Origin of the sequence: Streptomyces sp. NBC_01276 (assembly GCF_041435355.1) — a bacterium.
Lineage (GTDB): Bacteria > Actinomycetota > Actinomycetes > Streptomycetales > Streptomycetaceae > Streptomyces.
The window spans coordinates 7,309,838-7,324,532 of the sequence record NZ_CP108442.1; the positions used below are offsets into that span (position 1 = coordinate 7,309,838).

General features: G+C 73.6%; 14 protein-coding genes. 4 read left to right on the top strand and 10 right to left on the bottom strand.

Annotation, left to right across the window (positions count from 1 at the left end):
* Nucleotides 1-87: 87 nt before the first annotated feature.
* The 7 genes from OG295_RS32880 to OG295_RS32910 all read right to left on the bottom strand — a co-directional run bounded on the left by OG295_RS32880 (nucleotide 88) and on the right by OG295_RS32910 (nucleotide 5,433).
* On the bottom strand, nucleotides 88-420 hold the full coding sequence (locus OG295_RS32880) for a TcmI family type II polyketide cyclase (RefSeq protein ID WP_371680265.1): 333 nt from the start codon (nucleotides 418-420) through the stop codon (nucleotides 88-90).
* A gap of 45 nt (nucleotides 421-465) precedes the next feature.
* Entirely contained in the window at nucleotides 466-933 is a 468-nt protein-coding gene (locus OG295_RS32885) for an SRPBCC family protein (RefSeq protein ID WP_030234396.1), read from the bottom strand.
* A 1-nt stretch (nucleotide 934) separates the two neighbouring features.
* Complete coding sequence (locus tag OG295_RS32890; RefSeq protein WP_266836585.1) at nucleotides 935-1,189, bottom strand: acyl carrier protein; 255 nt, start codon at nucleotides 1,187-1,189, stop codon at nucleotides 935-937.
* Between the two features lie 76 nt (nucleotides 1,190-1,265).
* Nucleotides 1,266-2,519 (bottom strand): beta-ketoacyl synthase N-terminal-like domain-containing protein, encoded by a 1,254-nt coding sequence (locus tag OG295_RS32895; RefSeq protein ID WP_371680266.1) that lies wholly within the window; start codon nucleotides 2,517-2,519, stop codon nucleotides 1,266-1,268.
* Nucleotides 2,516-3,787: a beta-ketoacyl synthase gene (locus OG295_RS32900; protein ID WP_371680267.1), complete on the bottom strand. Its 1,272-nt coding sequence runs from the start codon at nucleotides 3,785-3,787 to the stop codon at nucleotides 2,516-2,518. The genes OG295_RS32895 and OG295_RS32900 overlap by 4 nt, the downstream gene beginning before the upstream one ends.
* Nucleotides 3,784-4,230, bottom strand: coding sequence for a cupin domain-containing protein (locus OG295_RS32905; RefSeq protein ID WP_371680268.1), 447 nt, complete (start codon nucleotides 4,228-4,230; stop codon nucleotides 3,784-3,786). The genes OG295_RS32900 and OG295_RS32905 overlap by 4 nt, the downstream gene beginning before the upstream one ends.
* A gap of 105 nt (nucleotides 4,231-4,335) precedes the next feature.
* Nucleotides 4,336-5,433: a TcmI family type II polyketide cyclase gene (locus tag OG295_RS32910; RefSeq protein ID WP_371680269.1), complete on the bottom strand. Its 1,098-nt coding sequence runs from the start codon at nucleotides 5,431-5,433 to the stop codon at nucleotides 4,336-4,338.
* A 316-nt stretch (nucleotides 5,434-5,749) separates the two neighbouring features.
* Between OG295_RS32910 and OG295_RS32915 the strand changes: the two genes are divergently transcribed.
* Nucleotides 5,750-7,384, top strand: coding sequence for an FAD-dependent oxidoreductase (locus OG295_RS32915; RefSeq protein WP_371680270.1), 1,635 nt, complete (start codon nucleotides 5,750-5,752; stop codon nucleotides 7,382-7,384).
* Between the two features lie 17 nt (nucleotides 7,385-7,401).
* On the opposite strand, the gene OG295_RS32920 is transcribed toward OG295_RS32915, so the two are convergent.
* Complete coding sequence (locus tag OG295_RS32920; protein ID WP_371680271.1) at nucleotides 7,402-7,611, bottom strand: acyl-CoA carboxylase subunit epsilon; 210 nt, start codon at nucleotides 7,609-7,611, stop codon at nucleotides 7,402-7,404.
* A 64-nt stretch (nucleotides 7,612-7,675) separates the two neighbouring features.
* Nucleotides 7,676-8,599 carry a DMT family transporter gene (locus tag OG295_RS32925; RefSeq protein ID WP_371680272.1) on the bottom strand — a complete coding sequence of 308 codons (924 nt, stop codon included), beginning with the start codon at nucleotides 8,597-8,599 and terminating at the stop codon, nucleotides 7,676-7,678.
* A 19-nt stretch (nucleotides 8,600-8,618) separates the two neighbouring features.
* Between OG295_RS32925 and OG295_RS32930 the strand changes: the two genes are divergently transcribed.
* Entirely contained in the window at nucleotides 8,619-9,140 is a 522-nt protein-coding gene (locus OG295_RS32930; RefSeq protein ID WP_371680273.1) for a MarR family winged helix-turn-helix transcriptional regulator, read from the top strand.
* A gap of 15 nt (nucleotides 9,141-9,155) precedes the next feature.
* Here OG295_RS32930 and OG295_RS32935 read toward each other — a convergent pair whose 3' ends face one another.
* The gene (locus OG295_RS32935; RefSeq protein WP_371680274.1) at nucleotides 9,156-11,060 is read right to left on the bottom strand and encodes a galactose oxidase-like domain-containing protein; all 1,905 of its coding nucleotides are present in this window, start codon (nucleotides 11,058-11,060) and stop codon (nucleotides 9,156-9,158) included.
* 465 nt (nucleotides 11,061-11,525) lie between these two features.
* Between OG295_RS32935 and OG295_RS32940 the strand changes: the two genes are divergently transcribed.
* Both OG295_RS32940 and OG295_RS32945 read left to right on the top strand, forming a co-directional pair.
* Nucleotides 11,526-12,290, top strand: a complete 765-nt coding sequence (locus OG295_RS32940; RefSeq protein WP_371680275.1) for a tannase/feruloyl esterase family alpha/beta hydrolase — start codon at nucleotides 11,526-11,528, stop codon at nucleotides 12,288-12,290.
* A gap of 67 nt (nucleotides 12,291-12,357) precedes the next feature.
* Entirely contained in the window at nucleotides 12,358-14,619 is a 2,262-nt protein-coding gene (locus tag OG295_RS32945; protein WP_371680276.1) for an ATP-binding domain-containing protein, read from the top strand.
* Nucleotides 14,620-14,695 lie beyond the last annotated feature (76 nt).

The window sequence follows — 14,695 nt, forward strand, 5'->3', positions numbered from 1 at the left end:
GCGGTGAAGCGCGACGGGGATCCGGACGTGGCCGTGGGTGCCCAGGCCGCCCGGCCGGTGCGGCGCCGGCTTGGGCACCCGTACGGACTAGCGCGCGGCGTCCCGCTCCCAGCGGTAGAACCGGGTGGCCATGGCGTCCTTCGGGCCCCGCCAGGTCTTCGGGTCGTGCGGGCTGATGAAGGCCGAGAGCCGTTCGCTGAGGTCGCGGAACTCCGGGTGGCCGGTGACCTGCGCGATGGCCGGACCGGGGTCCTTCTCGGACTCGATCAGGTGCAGGTACACGTCCCCGAACTGGAAGAGACTGCGGCGGCTGACGCCGACCAGTCGGGGGAGCTCGCCCGCGTCCGAGGTGGCGAACAGGTCGGCGATGTCGGGTGCCGATCCGGGCGCCATGCGGGCCACGATGAGGGCTTGGTGCATCGGGAGGGTTGCCTTTCGACTCTGAGGGTGCGGAGGGCGGTGCGCTCAGCGGCGGGAGGCCACCCGCTCGCGGCGCTCGATCTTGTCCCGGATCAGTTCCATCTGGATGCGGGAGTTGTGGTTGATGCGGTCGGTCATCCCCGCGTCGTCGATCGGCGCGTCCGGCTTCATCGCGAAGTCCTGGACCCACCGCATGCGGGTGCCGCCGCCGGGCGCCTCGCCGTACTCCCAGTGGATGTCCATGTGCGCGAACGGACCCGTCTCGACCCGGCGCGCCTTCACCGTCAGGCCCGCGCGGTCCACCGTCCGCTCCGAGACCCAGCTCCACACCACCCCGTTCTCGTCCGGGTGCATGGCGAGACGGAACCGGGTGGTGTTCCCGGCCTTCTCCAGGATCTCGATCGACGCGTACTCGCTGAACAGCTCCGGCCAGTTGGGGAGGTCGTTCGTGACGTCCCAGACGACGTCGACGGGCGCGTTGACGGTGATCTCGTTGTCGGTGTGTCCAGGCATCTCAGGCTCCGGTCATGAGGCTGTTGTTGACGAGGTCGACGAACTCGCGGGGGCTCTTGCAGCGGTCCGCGTCGGTGGGCAGCGCGCGGCCGCGCCGGTTCTCCAGCTCACCGACGATGCCCAGCAGGCCCAGCGAGTCCAGGCCGTAGTCGTCGAACCGGGAGTCCGGACGACTCGCCAGCTCGGTGGGGTCGACGGTGATGCCGGCGGACTTCATGAGCGTCGCCAGCTCTTCCATGGTCAGTCGGTCGGACATGGTGCCTTCTCTCTCTTCCAGCTTCCGGGGGCCGCGCCGAACCCTGCGCGGCCCTGACCAGCCGGGGTCCCGGTCCCTACGCGCGGGATTCGGGCCCCTTGCGGAGGACGAGTGCCGCGTTCGACCCCATCCGGCCGCGGCTCAGGACGAGCGCGGTCCGCACGGGGGCGACCCGGGCGCTGCCGGTGACCACGTCGAGGTCGTGGCAGACGTCGAACACGTTCGGGGTCGGCGGCACGACCCCGTGTTCCAGGGCCAGCACGGCCGCGGCCGTGTCGAGGGTGCCGGCCGCGCAGTACGCACGTCCGATCCCCGTCTTGGGGGCGGTCACCGCCACCTTGGAGCCGTGACCGCCGAGCGCGTCGCGGATCGCCCGCGCCTCCGCCGCGTCGGCCTCGGGCGTACCCAGGGCGTCCGCGAAGACCACGTCCACCTCCTCGGGCGCGCAGCCCGCCTCCCGCAGCGCACCGCGGATGGCGTGGGCCAGGCCCTCGCCGTCCCCGTCCGGCCGCCGCGTCCCGGTGAAGGTGGCGGCGTGGCCGGCCAGCAGGGCCCGGACCGTCGCGCCCCGCCGCCGGGCGGCCTCCGCGTCCTCGACGACGAACATCGCGCCGCCCTCGGCCGGGACGAACCCGCACGCCTTGGCCGTGAAGGGCCGGTAGGCGCGCTCCGGGTCGTCCCAGGTGCTGAGGCCCTCGTAGCCGAGCTGGCAGACCACCGAGTACGGGGCGAGCGGGGCCTCCGTCGCGCCGGCCAGCATGGCCCGGCTGCCCTGCCGGATCGCCCGGGTGGCGTGCGCGAAGGCGTCCAGGCCGCCCGCCTCGTCGCTCGCGACGACCCCGCACGGGCCCTTGAACCCGCGCCGGATGGAGATCTGGCCGGTGCTGGCCGCGTAGAACCAGGCGATCGACTGGTACGGGCCGACGAAGCGGGGGCCCTGCCCCCACAGCCGTTGCAGCTCGCGCTGCCCGAACTCGCCGCCGCCCGAGCCGGCCGCGGTGACGACGCCCACCGCGTACGGGTCGTCCTCGTAGTCGGCCCGCCCCAGCCGGGCGTGCTCCAGCGCCAGATCGGCGGCGGCCAGCGCGTAGTGGCTGAAGCGGTCGGTCTGCACGAGGAAGCGGTCCTCGACCAGCGCCCCGGGATCGAATCCCCGGACCTCGCCCGCGACCCGCACGGGAAGGTGCTCGCAGCCCTGCCGGGTCACCCGGTCCAGGACGCTGTCGCCCGCCTGCGTCGCCTTCCAGAAGGCGTCCGCGCCGATCCCGTTGGGGGCGACGACCCCGATGCCGGTGACGGCCACCGACGTGCCGGCAGTACGGCTCTTCACGCGCGTACCTCCTTGGGCTGGGTCAGGACCACGGCGGACTGGAAGCCGCCGAACCCGCTGCCGACGGACAGCACGCTGCGCAGGGTGTGGCTGCGGGCGGTGCGCGGCACGTAGTCCAGGTCGCATTCGGGGTCGGGGGTCTCGTAGTTCGCGGTCGGCGGCACCACGTGATGGGTCATCGCCAGGACGCAGGCCGCGAGTTCGATCGCCCCGATGGCGCCGAGGGAGTGTCCCACCATGGACTTGATGGAGGTCATCGGCGTCCTGTAGGCGTGGTCCCCGAGCACCCGCTTGACGGCCGCCGTCTCGTGGCGGTCGTTCTGCTTGGTGCCGGAGCCGTGCGCGTTGACGTAGTCGATCTCACCGGCGCCGACCCGGGCCTGGGCCAGGGCCCTTTCGATGGCCCGCGCCATCTCCAGGCCCTCGGTGGTCAGCCCCGTCATGTGGTGGGCGTTGCCGAAGGTGGCGTACCCGCCGATCTCGCAGTAGACGGTCGCGCCGCGGGCCCGGGCGTGCTCCAGCTCCTCCAGGACCAGCACGGCGCCGCCCTCGCCGAGGACGAAACCGTCCCGGTCTGCGTCGAAGGGCCGAGAGGCGTGCGCCGGGTCGTCGTTGTTCGCCGAGGTCGCCTTGATGGCGTCGAAGCAGGCCACGGTGATGGGGGAGACCGGGGAGTCCGACGCCCCGGCTATGCACACGTCCATCCGGCCCTCCTGGATGGAGTGCACGGCGTAGCCGACGGCGTCGAGCCCGGACGTGCAGCCCGTGGAGACGGTCTGCACCGGCCCGCGCGCCCCCGTCTGCTCCGCCACCGCCGAGGCGAGGGTGGCGGGGGTGAACGCGCGGTGCAGGAAGGGGGAGGACAGCCGGTGGTCCACGTCCCACCAGTCGCCGTGCTGGCTGACCGCCACGTAGTCGTGCTCCAGCCGGGTGGTACCGCCGACCGCCGTGCCCAGGGAGACGCCGGTGCGCCAGGCGCTCTCGTCGTCGAGTTCCAGGCCGGAGTCGGCCACCGCCTCGCGGGCGGCGACCAGGGCGAACTGGATGTACCGGTCCGCGCGGGCCGCCTCGTCCTCGCTCAGGCCGTGCTCGGCCGGGTCGAAATCGACCTCGGCGGCTATCCGGGAGCGGAACCCGGCCGGGTCGAAGAGGGTGATGCCACGCGTCGCCGTACGGCCGTTGGACAGCAGGTCCCAGAAGGCGGGGGCGCCGATGCCCCCCGGAGCCACGACACCGACCCCGGTCACGGCCACCCGCCGGCGGGTCACGAAACCGCTCCGGTGCGCTCCGGCGGACGCTCCGCCCACCCGGAGGCCTCCGGGTGGGCCGCCTCCTCGGTGTCGACGTGGCCCAGTTCCGGGCGCGGGGCGAGCGGACCCAGGTGGAAGACCATCCGGGCCTCGGTGGAGCCGACGTTGCGGAACCGGTGGCGCATGTTCAGCGGGACGAGCAGCCCCTGGTCGACGCGCAGCGGGTGCGGCTCGCCGTCCAGGTCGACTTCGAGGGTCCCGGCGACCACGTACACGAACTCCTCGGAGTACGGGTGGTAGTGCTCGGCGATCGACTCGCCCGGGGCCATCACCGCCAGTCCCATGAAGCCGCTGGTCGAGCCCACCGACGTCGGGGTGAGCACGGCGCGCAGATCACCTCCGCGCCTGCGGTTGGGCTGGGTCTCGCTGAGGTCGACGATGCGCGGGTGATGTCTGGTCATGCTGGCTTCCTCCTGGCGGATCGGGAGCCCGCGGTGCGCACGGACTGCCGGATGGGTGGTGGGGACGGGACGGGGTACGGGGGCTCCGGGCGCGGGGCGCCCGGATCAGTCCCGCGCCGGCGCGCGCCGGTCGGTGATGGGGGTCATGGGGCGGGGGGCGTCGGCCGCGGTGGCGGGATCCCCGGTGAGCAGGCGCCGCAGCACGGCCGCCCGCCGGGGGCCCTCGATGCCGAAGCCGCCGGCGAAGCGGCCGTCGGCCGGTCCGTCCACGTCGAGGAGGCGGACCACCACGTCGTCCCGCTGGAAGATGCTGCTGCTGAGCACGGGACTCGTGGGGAGCTTCGCCGCCGCCTCGTCCTGCCGGGCGAGGAAGCGGGCCACGAGCGGGCCGCAGCCGGGCTTGGCCGGATACAGGAGCGCGTGCCGCGTCACCTCCGCCGGCTGCTGCCCGTGCGCCGCCACGTGGTGCACGGCGGGCAGCGCCGCGCGCATGAAGAACATCCGCGCCGACTCCGGATCGGCCAGGTCCCGGTCCTGTTCCAGGTACGGGTTGATGGCGTGCTCCACGGCACGGACCTCGGGCTGCTCCGACACGTGCCGCAGCGCCGCCGTCAGGTCGCCCTCGACCTCCACCGCCCGCACCACCCGGTTGCCGTACATGAACAGGGAGGTGCGGCACAGCCGGGTGTGGTCGTCGACGCGGGCCTGCGGGGAGTCGTAGGACGACAGGATCCGAGCGACCTTCTCCTCGCTGCCCGGCTTGACCGTGAAGGTCAGCGCGTGCCGGACGATCCCCGCGCCGAGCCGGGGCGAGCCCTGGAGCCGGGCGCGGAGCGCCCGCTCGGGAGCCTCGTAGCGCTTGCCGGTCTCCCGCAGCACGGTGAACGTCAGCGGGCGCATCGAGCGGGCGCAGGCACCCAGCGGCCGGACCTGCGCCGCGTGCTCCTCGCTGTTCACCCAGGCGAGGTACTGCGGGGCGCTCTCCCACTCACTGGTGATCAGCCACTGCGAGGGGTTCGCGAAGGACTGGCAGAGCTGGTCGCCCAGGTGCCCGGGCACCGACGCGATGTCGTGCCGGAGCTGCTCGTACGCCTCGAAGAAGCGCTGTTGGGCGCCCTCGTGGAGATCCATCAGCAGGACGACCCGGAGCATGGAGCCGTCGAAGGCGGACTGCGACACCCGTTCGGACAGGGTGGTTGTCATCTGCTCACTCCTTCGTGAGTGCACGGAGACCGCCACGTACGCGTTCCGGTGCGTGATCGGCGGCAACGGCCCGGGGGCGGGCGGTCCGCCGGCCGGTGGGCCGGTGGGTCCCGCGGGCTCGCGGGCCTCCGCGGTCGGGGACGGCGGGCGGTGTGGCCGAAAGGGCTCCCGCTGTCGCTCATCGTCATCCGGCGGGGTACGGATCGCTACATCTCCGGATCAAGCGGGTGACAAGACGCGACTCGCCAGGGCAAGAACCCTGATCGGGGGCATAAGGCGTCCACTGCCCCCCACACGAAACAGGAGCCCGCAGCCGATGGAAGAGCATGCCGATGTCCGCGTACCGGTCCTCGTCGTGGGAGGCTCCCTCGTGGGCCTGTCCACCTCGCTGTTCCTGAGCCGTCACGGCATCAGGCACCTGTTGGTCGAGAAGCACGCCGGTACCTCGGTCCACCCCCGCGGCCGGGGGATCAACGCCCGCACGATGGAACTGTTCCGCACGGCGGGCGTCGAACCCGCCATCCGCAAGGAAGCTTCCGCCCTGGAGGCCAATCAGGGCATCCTGCAGACCCGGTCGTCGCTCGTCGACGGCGAGCACAAGTGGCTCGTCAAGGCCGTCGACCCGTCCGGCGCGCTCAAGAAGTTCAGCCCCACCGGCTGGTGCCTGTGCAGCCAGAACAACATCGAGCCGGTACTCGCCGCGCAGAGCCGCGCCCAGGGCGCCGACGTGCGCTTCGCCACCGAACTGATGAGCTTCGACCAGGACGAGACCGGTGTGAGCGCCGTGGTGAAGGACCGGGAGACCGGCGAACACCTCACCGTCCGCGCCGACTACCTGATCGCCGCCGACGGACCGCGCAGCCCCGTCCGTGAGGCGCTGCGCATCCGCCAGACGGGCAACGGCGAGCTCTTCCACAACGTGAGCATCGTCTTCCGCTCGGAGCGGCTCGCCGACGTCCTGGGCGACCTGCGCTTCATCGTCTGCTACCTGATGAAGCCGGGCGCCGACGGGGCGCTGCTGCCGGTGGACAACGAGACCCAGTGGGTCTTCCACGCCCCCTGGCACCCGGAGACGGGCGAGACCCTGGAGGACTTCACCGACGAGCGCTGCAGGGAGCAGATCCGCTCGGCGATCGGCGTGCCCGACCTGGACGTGGAGATCGGCGGCAAGGCGCCCTGGCACGCCGCCGAACGGGTCGCGGAGCAGTACGGCGTCGGCCGGGTCTTCGTGGTGGGCGACGCCGCCCACGAGATGTGCCCGACCGGCGCCTTCGGCTCCAACACCGGCATCCAGGACGCGCACAACCTCGCCTGGAAGGTCGCCGCGGTCCTCGAAGGCGCCGCCGGACCGGAGCTGCTGCACACCTACGAGCAGGAGCGGCTCCCCGTGGCCCGGGCCACCAGCGAGCGCGCCTCGGCCCGTTCGGCCGAACACAGCCACCCCGGGTACGTACCGCCCCCCACCATGGGCGGCGGTCCGGGCAGCGGGGTCCTCACCACCGCGATGGGCTACTGCTACCCCGAGGGCGCGGTCCTCGGCGGCGACCCGTCCCGGCCGGTCATCCCCGAGACCATGCGGCTGCGGGGCGACGTGGGTACCCGCGCCCCGCACATGTGGCTGACCCGGGCCGGCGAGCGGATCTCCGCCCTCGACCTCTACGAGCGCTCCTTCGTGCTGCTCAGCGGACCGGGCACGCCCTGGCGGGAGGCGGCGCGGGAGGTGGCGCGGCAGACGGGCGTGCGCCTGGACGCCTACGCGATCGGCTCCGGAGCCGACGCCGACCTGGTCCAGCCGGACGGCGCCGACTGGGCCGAGCTGCACGAGGTGCCGGCCGACGGGGCGGTCCTGGTGCGCCCGGACGGGTTCGTCGCCTGGCGTTCGGAAGGGGCCGCTGCGGACCCGCGGGCCGTCCTGACGGACGCGCTGACGCGGCTGCTGCGCCGCCCCTGACACCACTCGGGCAGGGCCTATTGGCAGGCCCAGCACCCCGCCCAGCATCCGTGGCCCGCGGGCCGCGGACGCTGGCGGTGGTGCGCGGTGCGCTCGGTGCGGTCGCAGGAGGGCGTGACCCGGCCGGCGAGGCAGGCGACCACCACGGTGATCGCGGCCAGTTCCTCGGGTTCGGCGGTGCCCCGGTGGACCCGGAGCAGGCTCGATATGGCGGCGTCGCTTCGCATCGGCACGGCCTCCCGGCAGGAGAGTTCGCCCTCGCCGGGCCGTCCGGCGCCGACGCTGACGACGCTACGAGCCGGCGGGTGGGCTGTCGTGCCGGGGAGCTCCGTCCACAGCCATCCGTGCGACGCGCGCGGGCCGGGCGGCCGCGGCCCCCGGGCGGCCGAGGAAGACGCCGGCCACCGCCAGCAGCAGCCCGCACAGCTGGCGCGCCGTCAGGCTCTCCCCGGCCACCGCGAGCCCCAGCAGCACTCCCGTCACCGGATTGAGCAGCCCGAGCAGCCCGACCGTGGCCGCGGGCAGCCGCCGCAGCCCCGCGAACCAGGTGGTGAAGGCGAGGGCCGTCGCCACCAGGACCGCGTAGCCGAACCCGATCGCCGCCCGGCCGTCGACGGCCGGCGGCGCGCCCTCCACCGCGACGGCGAAGGGCAGCAGCAGGAGCCCGCCGCCGAGCAGCTGCCAGGAGGCCGAGGCGAGCACCCCGGCGCCGGCGCTCCAGCGTTTGGCCAGGACGTAGCCGAGCGCGGACATGGCCATGGCGACGGCGGCGGCCAGGACCCCGAGCGCGTCGGCGGGCACGCTGCCCGTGAACAGCATCAGCGCCACCCCGCCCGCCCCCAGCCCCGCCCCGGCCAGGTGCCGCGAGGCCGGCCGCTCGCCCACCAGGGGCCAGGCGATCAGCATCATGGTCAGCGGTCCGGTCGCCATCACCGTCGCGGCCACACTGCTCGGCAGCCGTTGCGCGGCCACGTACACGAGGGCGAAGAACCCGCCCATGTTGAGCACGCCCAGCAGGAGCGACTTCCACCACCAGGAGCCGCGCGGCAGCTCGCGGCTCACGGCCAGGAGCAGCAGCCCGGCGGGCAGGGCGCGGATCGCCGATCCGTAGAGGGGGTGGCCGTCGGGGAGGAACGCGCGGGTGACGTAGTAGTTGGCGCCCCAGGCCACCGGGGCTATCGCCGTGACCAGGGACCACCGTAGATTCGCTTCCATGGAAGGTACAGTACCTTCCATGGAAGACATCAAGAGCGGTCCGCCGGACCACGTCGCCCGCATCCAGGCGGAGTGGGCCCGTGAGCGCCCCGACCTGGACGTGGCCCCCCAGGCGGTGATCGGCCGGCTGCACCGCCTCGGCCTGCTGCTGACCGAACGCCTCACCCCCGTCTACCGGCGCCACGGCCTGGGCGAGGGCGAGTTCGACGTCCTGGCCGCGCTGCGCCGGGCGGGCGAACCCTTCGAGCGGGCGCCCGGCGAGCTGGCCGCCCACACGATGGTCACCACGGGAGCCATGACCAAGCGGATCGACCGGCTCGAACGGGACGGGCTGGTCACCCGCCGCCGGTCGGCCGTCGACGGCCGCGGCCGCGTGGTCGCCCTCACCCCGGGGGGCCGCGAGGTGATCGACCGCGCCTTCGCCGACCACATCCGCAACGAACGCGCCCTCCTCGACGCGCTGACCCCCGCCGAGGCCGCCGGACTGGAGGTGCTCCTCACCGCCTGGCTCTCCCGCGTCGAACCGCCCGCGGAGGTCTGAGCGGAGTCCGGTCCGCTAGCGGACCCCGAGCTTCAGCCACTTCGCCGTACTGGGGACGCCCCGGCCGTCCAGGAGGAAGAGCATGTAGTACCCGGGCGGCGCGTCGGCCGGCGTGGCCGGCGTGCGCAGGGTGATCGTGTCGCCGCGCACCCCGCTGACCGGCAGCTCCAGGTGGCGCTGGCTGGTGTTCACCGCGTGGGTGACCGTGGTCGGCGCCAGCAGGACGGCCCGTCGCACGGCGGACGCGGTGGAGCTGCGCACCTCGAAGGCCGCGCCGTGGGGGAGCTCGCCGCCCGGGGCCCGGTCGAGGGCGGGCCGGGGACCCCGGTGCAGGTACGCGGGCTCGTAGAGCTCGATGCTGCCGTCCATCGCGTCGCGGATGTCGGGGTCGTTGGCGATCTGCTGGAGCTCGTCACCGGTCACCATGACCCGGCCGTCCGGCATGACCAGGGCGTTGGAGTGGTAGCCGCGCGGCAGCCGCTGGGCGGGGCCCAGCCGCCAGCGGCCGTCCGCGCCGCGCAGTTCGGTCTGCCGGTACTTGAGGTCGGCCTTCGGGTTGAAGGGGCCGTTGCCGTAGTCCCGGGTGCTCAGGGCGCCGTTGACGGTGAGCAGGGTGGCGTCGGGCAGGATCAGGGTGTCGTCCTGGGTGCGGCCGAAGGCCCGGGGCTCCTCGGTGGTCCACCCCGCCCCCGACAGCCTGTACGTGTTCGGGTCGAGCGGGTCGCCGCCGAGGACCAGGATGGAGTCGGGGCCGCGCAGGCCGGCCGGGAGCGGTACGGCGGATCCGTACCCGCGGAAGTCGGCCGGACGCCGGGGGAGGTCGCGGCGGGTCTCCTTGACGGGGTCGAACAGCCATTGCTGGTCGGCGTCGCGGCCCAGGCCGTAGATCATGCCGTCGCGCAGGGAGAAGAGGTGCGGGTAGTCGTTGCGGAAGGGCGCGTCCGCGCCGAAGCGTTCCGAGGCGATGTCGAGGGGGATGTCGTACGGGCGCCAGGGGACGGGCAGCCGCTTCGCCGGGAACCGCTCCACCACCGGGGTGGGGGTGCCCGTACCGCGCTCGGACTGGCCCGACATGATGATCTGGCGGCCGTCCGCGCCGGTGACCACCGAGGGGTACCAGCGGCCCACGGACATGTCCCGGTTGCGGTACCAGTTCTCGGTCCAGGGGTCGAACACGAAGGAGAGGCGGGCGCCGCTGCCCCCCTTGCCGCCGTTGTTGCCGCCGAACACGGCGACCATCCCGTTGGGCAGGAAGGCGTGTCCGGCACAGAAGAACGGAGCGGGGCGCGGGGAGTGGGTGCCGTCCGGGATCAGGACGGTCGGCGGCCGGACCTCCTTGAAGGCCCGCGCGCCCGTTCCGCGGGCCGGGTCCCAGAGGAAGGCGCGGCCGGCGTTGGTCCGTCCGAGCCGGTCGGTGGGGCCGGTCTCCTTGGTGGGGTCGGTCTCGATCCGTTCGAAGGAGAACAGCAGCACCTTGCCGGTGGGGAGCTGGGCGACGTGGACACCGAAGTCGGGGGAGGGGAAGAACTCGGCGAACCGGCCGAACCGGGCGGCCGGGAAAGCGGCGTTGGCGCGGGCCTGGGAGTCCGTCAGAGCGGCCAGGCTCGCCGTACGGGTGGCCTGCGGGTAGCCGCCGGCGTCCCGGGCGGCCCGGCGCCGCCCCGCGTGGGCCCGTGCGTGCTCCTCGCCGATCAGGGCCGCTTCGCCGGGGTCGGCCGCGGCGGGAGCCGCTCCGGCCGGGGCCGGCCCGCCGTGGTGCGCGTCCCCGCGGCCGCCGTCGTGCGCCGGGGGCCGGAGCGGCCCGGAGGCGGCGGCCGCGGCAGGGACGGCGGCCGAGGCCGCCACGGCCAGCGCGGAGACGAGGACGCCCGCGGACAGGACGGCGGATCGTACGGCGGACCGGTGTGCTGCTCGGGGCATGCGTCTCCTCGGTGGGCAACCGCCGGGTCGGGACGGCCCATGGTAGAAGAACCGGGATGAATCACCTCATACCGCGCGAGTGTGTTTCCCCGGGACCGCTGTTTCCCGGGATCACCGACGGGACGCCGCCCGCGCGCGGTGCCCGTTCTCCTCCTCGGACCGGTTCAGAGCAGCCCGTTGTCCCGGGCGTACAGGGCGGCCTGCTGACGGCCCCGGCGGCCGCCCGGACGGGCCCCCGACGGCGTACGGGTCCCGGGTGCCGAGTACACCGTCTCCGCCCGTCTCGCCGACCTGAGCACGACGGGCACGGTCCCCACCGGGCACACCGACCCCGTCGACTGGGCGGGTCTGGAGGCCTCCGGCACCACGACCCCGTCCGGGGTCCCCGGGGTCCAGATCGACGGCTACTTCCCCGATACCTCCACGACCAACACCAACCACCACTGGAACCACGACAGTCAGTTCGTGATCCGGCTGCCCGACCACTGGAACGGCGGGCTCGTCGTCGCCGGGCCGCCGGGGCTGCGCGAGCAGTACGCCGACGACCGGATCATCAGCGACCAGATCCTCGCGAAGGGATACGCCTACGCCGCCACCGACAAGGGGAACACCGGCGAGGAGATCTACAAGGACGGGGAACGTCCCGGCGACGCCATCATGGAATGGCACCGCAGGTTCACCGAAATCACCGTCGCCGCCGAGAAGGTGACCGACCGGCACTACGGCCGCACCCCGCGCTTCACCTACGCCGCGGGCCTGTCCGCGGGCGGCCACCCCGTCCGCCGGCAGCTCGAACACCGCCCGGACCTGTACACCGGGGGGCTGGACTGGAACGCCCTCACCTTCACCACCGACGGTGGTCTGCTCAAGACCCTGCCGCCCGCGCTCGACGCCCTCACCCCGCAGACCGCCTTCGGCGACGTCTACCACCGCATGGTCACCGACTCCGGACGCGGCGCCCTGCACCGCTACATCACGGTCCCCGGCGGTGCGCACGCCGACGGCCTGGTCGCGCTGGACGAGGAGCACCTGCGCCCGATGCCGGGGAACTTCACGGCCGCCTTCGCAGACCTCGAAACCTGGACCCGGCCGACCTCGGGCCGGCAGTCCCGGACGGCCGCGAGCCGCTCCGGCCCCGGGTGGACATCCCCGCGACGCACCTGCCCCGGAATACAGGAAATGCCCCGGACGAATTGGCGTCCGGGGCATGCATTCGCGTATATTCAATAGTTCACGCCCTGTTGATTGAGGGCGTAGCTATGCTGTGTAGAGGCATCGTATCGCGCCGGGAGTGGAATTGTCAAACATCGCATTTCAGAGTGAGCAGCGATTCGTCACCGAGCTGTACGCGCGCCTCGAAGATCTGCGGGACCGGGCCGATCGCGCCGTCCGGGCGGCGCTGCGCCAGGGCGGCAACGGATTTCAGGAACGGCTGGAGCGCGACGTTGCCGTCGCCGAACAGTCCGGTCTCCTCGCCGCGCTGAACGCCGCCGAACACGGTCTCTGTTTCGGCCGGCTGGAATTCTCGGACGGCCGGGACCACCACATCGGCCGGATCGGAATCAGGCAGGACGACGCCGAACGCACACCCCTCGTACTCGACTGGCGCGCCGAAACGGCCCGCCCGTTCTATCTCGCCACCGGGTACGTCCCGATGGGGCTGCGCCGCCGCCGGCACATCACCACCCTGGGGCGGGAGGTGACCGCCCTGCACGACGAGATCCTCGACCTCGCCGACACCGAACGCACCGGTTACGAGGGCGCCGACGCGGACGCCGTGCTGCTCGCCGCCCTCGACGCCGCCCGCACCGGCCGCATGCACGACATCGTGCAGACCATCCAGGCCGAACAGGACGGGATCATCCGCTCCTCCCACCGCGGCGTCCTGGTCGTCGAGGGCGGCCCCGGCACCGGCAAGACCGCCGTCGCCCTGCACCGTGCCGCCTTCCTCCTGTACGCGCACCGCGAGCTCCTCGCCCGGCGCGGCGTACTGATCGTCGGCCCGAACCCCGCCTTCCTCGGCTACATCGGCGAGGTGCTGCCCTCCCTCGGCGAGACCGGGGTGCTCCTGTCCTCCCCGGGCGACCTCTTCCCCGGCGTGCGCGCCACCGGCACCGACCGCCCCGGAGCCGCCGAGGTCAAGGGCCGTGCCGCCATGGCGGAAGTCCTCGCCCGGGTAGTCGCCGACCGCCAGACCCTCCCCGAGGGAGTGCCCGCGGGCAGCGGCGAGGACAGCGACACGGTGCCGGAGCCGGCCCTGGAGATCGACCACGAGGACTACGGGACGCTCCTGCTCGACCGGACCATGGCCCACGCCGCGCGCGACCGGGCCCGCGCCACCGCCCTGCCGCACAACCTGGCCCGCCCCTACTTCGCGTTCGCCGTCATCGACGCCCTCACCGCGCAGCTCGTCGACCGGCTCGGCGCCGACCCCTACGGCGGCCCCAACCTGCTCGGCCCCGACGACGCGGCCCAACTCGGCAAGGAGATCGCCACCAGCGCCGACGTGCACGCCGCCATCGACAGCCTCTGGCCGCCGCTCACCCCGGAGCAGCTGGTCACCGAGTTCCTCGCCGAACCCTCCCACCTCGCCGAGGCGGACGCCGACCTGATCCGCCGGCCCGCGGGGGAGTGGACCCCGGCCGACGTCCCGCTCCTCGACGAGGCCGCGGAACTGCTCGGGACCGACGACAGCGCCGAACGCGCCGCCGCCGAGCGGGCCCGGCTGGAGCGCATCGACTACGCCCAGGGCGTCCTGGACCTCTCCCAGGGCTCCGAGTCCTACGAGTTCGAGGACATGGAGAACGAATACCTCGCCGCCCACGACATCATCGACGCGGAACGGATGGCCGAGCGCCACGAGGAGGCCGACCGCCGCACCACGGCCGAACGCGCCGCCGCCGACCGCACCTGGGCCTTCGGGCACGTGATCGTCGACGAGGCGCAGGAGCTGTCCGAGATGGCCTGGCGCCTGCTGATGCGCCGCTGCCCCACCCGCTCCATGACCCTCGTCGGAGACCCGGCCCAGACCGGCGACGAGGCGGGCTGCGGCTCCTGGCACCAGATCCTGGACCCGTACGTCGGCGACCGCTGGGAACGCGTCCGGCTCGCCGTCAACTACCGTACGCCCGCCGAGATCATGGAGGTCGCCGCCGCCGTCCTGCGCGCCCACCACCCCGGCTTCGAACCGCCGAGCTCGGTGCGCTCCACCGGCGTGCGCCCCTGGGTGCGCGGGACCGGGGACCTGCCGGGGGCCGTCGCCGAGGCCGTCCGCGCCGACGCCCCGGCCGAGGGCCGCCTCGCGGTGATCGCACCCCGCCCCCTGCACCCCGCGCTGGCCGCGGCCCTGCCCGGCGTACGGGCCGGAGAGGAGCCCGACCTCACCCGGCCCGTCGTGCTGCTCGACCCGCGCCAGGCCAAGGGGCTGGAGTTCGACACGGTGATCGTGGCCGAGCCGGCCGGCTTCCCGCCCAGCGACCTCTACGTGGCACTCACCCGCGCCACCCAGCACCTGGGCGTGCTGCACACCGGCCGCCTGCCCGAAGGACTGGACGGCTGAGCCGCGGCGGACCGGCCACACGCGCGACAAGTGGCCGGATCCGCCCGTCTCCGGGGGGCGTCGGCCGTCGTACCGT

Bases quoted from the DNA above. Each gene is read 5' to 3' on its own strand.
- OG295_RS32880 (WP_371680265.1), bottom strand. From the start codon at position 420: ATGCACCAAGCCCTCATCGTGGCCCGCATGGCGCCCGGATCGGCACCC.
- OG295_RS32885 (WP_030234396.1), bottom strand. From the start codon at position 933: ATGCCTGGACACACCGACAACGAGATCACCGTCAACGCGCCCGTCGAC.
- OG295_RS32890 (WP_266836585.1), bottom strand. From the start codon at position 1,189: ATGTCCGACCGACTGACCATGGAAGAGCTGGCGACGCTCATGAAGTCC.
- OG295_RS32905 (WP_371680268.1), bottom strand. From the start codon at position 4,230: ATGACCAGACATCACCCGCGCATCGTCGACCTCAGCGAGACCCAGCCC.
- OG295_RS32910 (WP_371680269.1), bottom strand. From the start codon at position 5,433: ATGACAACCACCCTGTCCGAACGGGTGTCGCAGTCCGCCTTCGACGGC.
- OG295_RS32915 (WP_371680270.1), top strand. From the start codon at position 5,750: ATGGAAGAGCATGCCGATGTCCGCGTACCGGTCCTCGTCGTGGGAGGC.
- OG295_RS32920 (WP_371680271.1), bottom strand. From the start codon at position 7,611: ATGCGAAGCGACGCCGCCATATCGAGCCTGCTCCGGGTCCACCGGGGC.
- OG295_RS32925 (WP_371680272.1), bottom strand. From the start codon at position 8,599: ATGGAAGCGAATCTACGGTGGTCCCTGGTCACGGCGATAGCCCCGGTG.
- OG295_RS32930 (WP_371680273.1), top strand. From the start codon at position 8,619: ATGGAAGACATCAAGAGCGGTCCGCCGGACCACGTCGCCCGCATCCAG.
- OG295_RS32935 (WP_371680274.1), bottom strand. From the start codon at position 11,060: ATGCCCCGAGCAGCACACCGGTCCGCCGTACGATCCGCCGTCCTGTCC.